At 55.0% G+C, this 4,939-nt stretch carries 6 protein-coding genes; 3 read left to right on the top strand and 3 right to left on the bottom strand.

The annotated features are described in order from the left end of the window. From Q0510_RS08820 to Q0510_RS08830, 3 genes are all read right to left on the bottom strand, one after another. The coding region (locus Q0510_RS08820; RefSeq protein ID WP_298710138.1) for a SusC/RagA family TonB-linked outer membrane protein at nucleotides 1–1,263 on the bottom strand (1,263 nt) is incomplete at its 3' end. A gap of 4 nt (nucleotides 1,264–1,267) precedes the next feature. Next, nucleotides 1,268–2,299 carry a FecR family protein gene (locus Q0510_RS08825; RefSeq protein WP_298710140.1) on the bottom strand — a complete coding sequence of 344 codons (1,032 nt, stop codon included), beginning with the start codon at nucleotides 2,297–2,299 and terminating at the stop codon, nucleotides 1,268–1,270. Nucleotides 2,300–2,376: 77 nt separating this feature from the next. After that, nucleotides 2,377–2,961, bottom strand: a complete 585-nt coding sequence (locus Q0510_RS08830; protein ID WP_298710142.1) for an RNA polymerase sigma factor — start codon at nucleotides 2,959–2,961, stop codon at nucleotides 2,377–2,379. 246 nt (nucleotides 2,962–3,207) lie between these two features. Here Q0510_RS08830 and Q0510_RS08835 point away from each other — a divergent pair, with 246 nt between their 5' ends. The 3 genes from Q0510_RS08835 to Q0510_RS08845 form a co-directional block, all read left to right on the top strand. Continuing rightward, on the top strand, nucleotides 3,208–4,077 hold the full coding sequence (locus Q0510_RS08835; protein ID WP_298710144.1) for an SPFH domain-containing protein: 870 nt from the start codon (nucleotides 3,208–3,210) through the stop codon (nucleotides 4,075–4,077). Nucleotides 4,078–4,080: 3 nt separating this feature from the next. Further along, the gene (locus Q0510_RS08840; protein WP_298710146.1) at nucleotides 4,081–4,272 is read left to right on the top strand and encodes a hypothetical protein; all 192 of its coding nucleotides are present in this window, start codon (nucleotides 4,081–4,083) and stop codon (nucleotides 4,270–4,272) included. Nucleotides 4,273–4,407: 135 nt separating this feature from the next. After that, the coding region (locus Q0510_RS08845; RefSeq protein WP_298710149.1) for a hypothetical protein at nucleotides 4,408–4,939 on the top strand (532 nt) is incomplete at its 3' end.

A 4,939-nucleotide genomic window follows, 5' to 3' on the forward strand; every position in this document is an offset into this window, starting at 1 on the left:
GAAAAACCCTTTCACATGGTCGGGCGCATTCACTTTTTCGCCCCAGCTGTTGACGCCGGGTACGCCGTTCTCCTTCGACTGGCCGTAGCGGAACTGCAATTCGGGCAGCAGCATCACTTTGTCGATGGTGTAATCGGACGAATAATCGATCCGCATGCGGCCGGCGCGGCCGCGTTTGGTGGTGATCACGATCACGCCGTTGGCCGCCTGGCTGCCGTACTGCGCTGCGGCGGACGCACCTTTGAGGATGTTGATGGATTCGATATCGTCCGGGTTGATGTTGGAGATACCGTCGCCGCCGTCGCGCCCGGGGCCCGACTGCATATCGTTCGACTGGCCGAATGCATTGGCGGGTTGCGAGGGGGAATAGTTGGCCATGGGCACGCCGTCGATCACGTACAGGGGCTGGTTTTCGCGGGTGGATTTGTTGCCGCGCATGATAACGCGGGCGGTTCCGCCGAGGCCGGAAGCGCTGCGGGTAACGGACACGCCGGCCGCTTTGCCGGCGAGGCTGTTGATGACGTTGGCGTCTTTCACGCGGGAGAGGTCGTCGTTGCTGAGTTGCTGCGTGGCGTAGGTGAGCTCTTTGGCCTTGCGCTGCACGCCGAGGGCGGTAACCACCACTTCGTTCAGGGAGCGCGTATTTTCCTGTAAAACAACATCATACACATCACCGCTGCCCACGGCTACCTCCTGCGGGGTAAACCCCAGGAAGCGGAAAACCAGTACGTCGCCGGAATTGGCGCTGAGGGTGAAATCGCCCTGGCCGTTGGTTTGGGTACCGGAATTGGTGCCTTTGATGACAACGGTGACCCCGGGCAGCGGGTTACCGTTGGCGTCCTTTACCTTGCCGCGGATCTCCTTGTCCGCCCGGGTGGCTTCTTCGCCCGGTTTCGCCTGGGAGGGGGAGGCGCCGGCGGCGGCCTGATCGATGTTTACAATGATCTTATTGTTTTTTCTCGTAAATTTCAGTCCGGTTTGTTCCGTCAGCTGGTTCAGCACCTCTTCCAAAGGCAGCTTAACGCAGTTGAGGGAGATTTTCTTCCGGAGGTTCAGATCGGATTTGTCGTAATGGAAACTGAGACCTGTCTTAGCGGCAATTTCAGTGAACACCTCCTCCATGTTTTTGTTCTTGACCTGGATGGTGATACTGATGTTTTTAGGTTCCTGCGACTCGGCACGAGCACTGGCGGTGTAAGGAGCCGCCAGTGCGATGGCCATCGCAAGACCTGCCATTAACACGAGGTGTAGGCATTTTTTCATACATCTAGTTTTTGCGGGTAAGGAAAATAGTGTCGTTCTTCAGTGTGTAGCTGATGTTTTTGATTTGACAAATGGTTTCGATAATTTCCTGCAGGCTCTCGTCCCTGAAAGAGCCGGTGTAAGTCCAGTCCAAATTCCCCGTTTCATTCACCATCGTTACATTATACCTGTTCTCCAGCTCGGTGGATACTTCGCTGTACGAGGCGTCCCTGAACGCGAGTACGCCGTGCTTCCATCCCACGATATCGTCTTCCTCGCGGAAGGTGGATTTGGCGACTGCCAGCGACTGCACGTCGAAGCTCAGTTGCTCGCTTGGCAGCAGGATCACCGCTTCCTGCCGGTGGGCGTGGTCCACTTTTACCTTGCCCGTCAGCAGCGCAACGGTGATGCGTTGCTCGCGGGAATATGCGCGGATGTTGAAGGAGGTGCCCAACGCCGTGGTGGCCAGTCCGCGGCTATGGACGATGAACGGATGGCGGGGGTCTTCGGCCACCTTGAAAAAGGCTTCGCCTTCTTCGAGATATATGTCGCGGTGGGGACCGCTGAAACTTACAGGATAGCGCAGGCGCGAACCGGCGTTGAGGTTCACGGTAGAACCATCAGCCAGTACAATCTTTTCCGTAGCCCCCTTGGCCGTGGTGATCTCAACGAAGCCGTTGCGCACCACGCGGTTGGTTTTGGCCGGAGCCGATTGTACCGCCGATTGGAGCGGGTTGGAAGGATGATCGGCTGGCGTGGATCTGAACAGGAACGTGAAAGCAATGGCGCCGGCCAGCACGGCGGCTGCACCTGCCATGGCCCACACGCGCCTGCGGCGCGGGCGCAGCGGAACCACGGGCGCATCTGTAGCGGCGATGTGGTCGGCCAGCCGCATCTTCACTTCCTCCAGCTGCTCCTGCAGGAATTCTTCCTGAATCATGGACGAACGGTGCCTGTTCACACTGGCGAACCACTGCTCGATGATACGTATTTCTTCCCCGGTGCATTTCCCCTGCGTATACCGTTCCAGGACTTTCCGGATCTGTTCAATTTCCACGGCAATTGTTTTTTAGTTGGTGATACAAGGATGTCGCACCAGCAAAAAAATAGTACCATGCAGGCTGTCGGGAATTTTTAGCGGAGAAGGGCGAAAACCACCGCCACGGTCAGCAGGTCGGTTTGCGTGTAATGGGTACGGAGGATCTTGAGGGCTTTGGAGATTTGATTCTTAACCGTTTGCTGCGATAATTCCAGCCGGGTGGCGATCTGTTCGATCGACATATTCTCGAACCGGCTCAGCATGAAAATCTCCTTCATTTTCTCGGGGAGGCGGTTGATCGCTTCGAAAACCTCTGCGGCTTTGGCTTTGTAGTCGTAGGTCTCGGAAATATTATGGGGCTGCGCGTCGAAATGCTCGATGAGTTGCTGGAGGTATTTGCGGTAAGTAGCGTCTTTCCGGTAAAGGTCGATGATTTTGTGGCGCACGCATTGATAGAGGTAAGACCGCAGCGATAAATGAATATCCAGCGCCTGGCGCTTTTCCCATAGCGTGGTGAAGAGGTCCTGCAGCACGTCCTTGCTGGTTTCACCCCTGTCGGTCTTGCTGAGGATGTAGAGATACAACGGCCTGCTGTACCGCTCGTAGATGGCATTGAACGCAGCTGCGTCTCCATTCCGCAGGAGGGATAACAATTGCTCGTCTGTAAAGCTATGGTACATAAGAGATTGTGGTTGATAAAATGCGATCGATTTTGGCCTGTCTTTCTTCCTTTTCGTATTCCTAACGTGTCTGCTCCGGTTAACGGCTGCAGGCAAAATAGTAAATCTTGTACAATTTCAGTTTTTTTTCACAAAGCAAATTTTCCAGTCCACCCTTCATGTTCTTTTTACACACCCCGCGGGAAATTCAAATTCTTTTCCTTAGATTTGATATCATATTGATATCATAATAAATAACCTCGTACCATGGAAAAAGTAACCTCGCCGATGTCCGGCTACCTCGCTTTCATCCTCGCCATCCTCATCGTCCTCGCGGGTGGCTATTGCCTGATCGCCGGCATACAAACGGAAAGCAGTTCTCTCCGCTTCATGGCCGCCCTCCTGGCCGTCCTGTTTATTTTCGTTTCGAAAGGCATCATGATCGTGAACCCCAACCACGCAAGGGTGCTCACTTTCTTCGGCAGCTATGTAGGCAGCGTAAAGCAGAACGGCCTGCTGTGGATCAACCCGCTCTTCCGTTCGCAGCGCATCTCGCTCCGCGCAAATAACCTGAACGGACAAACGCTCAAAGTGAACGACAAGATGGGCAACCCTATCGAAATCGCCGCCGTGATCGTTTGGCAGGTCAGCGACACCTACAAAGCGATGTTCGAAGTCGAAGGCTACCAGCAATACGTCCAGATCCAGAGCGAAGCCGCCGTGCGCCACCTGGCCACCACCTGCCCCTACGAGCAGATGGAAGATGAAACCGCCGAAATCACCCTGCGCGACGGCGGGGAACGCGTAAACGAACTGCTGGAGAAAGAACTGAACGAGCGCCTTTTTGCCGCGGGCATCACCGTTCGCGAAGCGCGCATCAGCCACCTGGCCTACGCCCCCGAGATCGCCGGCGCCATGCTGCAACGCCAGCAAGCCACCGCCATCGTAGCCGCCCGCTCCAAAATCGTGGAAGGCGCCGTAGGCATGGTAGAAATGGCCCTCGAACAACTCTCCCGCAAACAGCTCGTGACCCTCGACGAAGAACGCAAAGCCGCCATGGTCAGCAATCTCATGGTCGTGCTCTGCGGTGAAAAATCCGCCACGCCCGTCCTCAACACCGGATCATTATACGCATAAGCCATGCCCGGAAAAGAACAGAAAAAATCATTCGTCCTCCGGCTCGACGGCACCACCTACGAAGCCCTCGAGCGATGGGCCGCCGATGAATTCCGCAGCGTCAACGGACAACTGGAATGGATCATCGCCAAAGCCCTCCGCGATGCCGGCAGGGAAAAGAAAAAACCGAAAGACAAAAAAGGCGACGCTGAATAAACCGCCCTTCTATAACCTACCGCCCGCCGCTCCCCGGCGGGCTCCTTTTTTGTATAATTTCCATGAAACTTTCCCGAAACCTGGTCGTCTTATCGCAGGAACTATCCCATTTATCCATCCTAAAACTGATGACCAATGAAATCCATCTTCCCCGTATTCTTCCTCCACCTCACCCTATCCACCTATGGCCAGGACAAACACAACTACAACAGCTTCAACCGGTTGAAGGCGATCGAAGGCACGCCTTACGTACTCACGTCCATCGATAACATGGGCAAAATGGGGACCGTCCACCGGGAGTACCTCGTCTTCATTAACACGAAAACCGGCAAAGCCAACGAGGCCGAGTTCGGGAAAGACGCTTCGCTGCATAACTGGGAACAAGTCAAAAACGACTCCCTGGGCATCAATACCATCGTCCTGACCGCGCGCACCGTCACGATCGACAAAAACCGCCGCATCGACTATAACGATCCGATACAGGTGATCGTGCTCTCGCCCGACGGCCTGCAGAAAAAACAGCTCACGGACGACAAGTTCTTCACCGTCCACCACACCATTCACCCCGAAACCGGCGTGATCGTCATCAATGGATATTACGACACCAACAACAACGGCAAACACGATAAAACGGATAAGGACGAAATCGTGTTGTTCGACCTGAAGA

The organism is uncultured Chitinophaga sp. (assembly GCF_937874145.1).
GTDB lineage: Bacteria > Bacteroidota > Bacteroidia > Chitinophagales > Chitinophagaceae > Chitinophaga.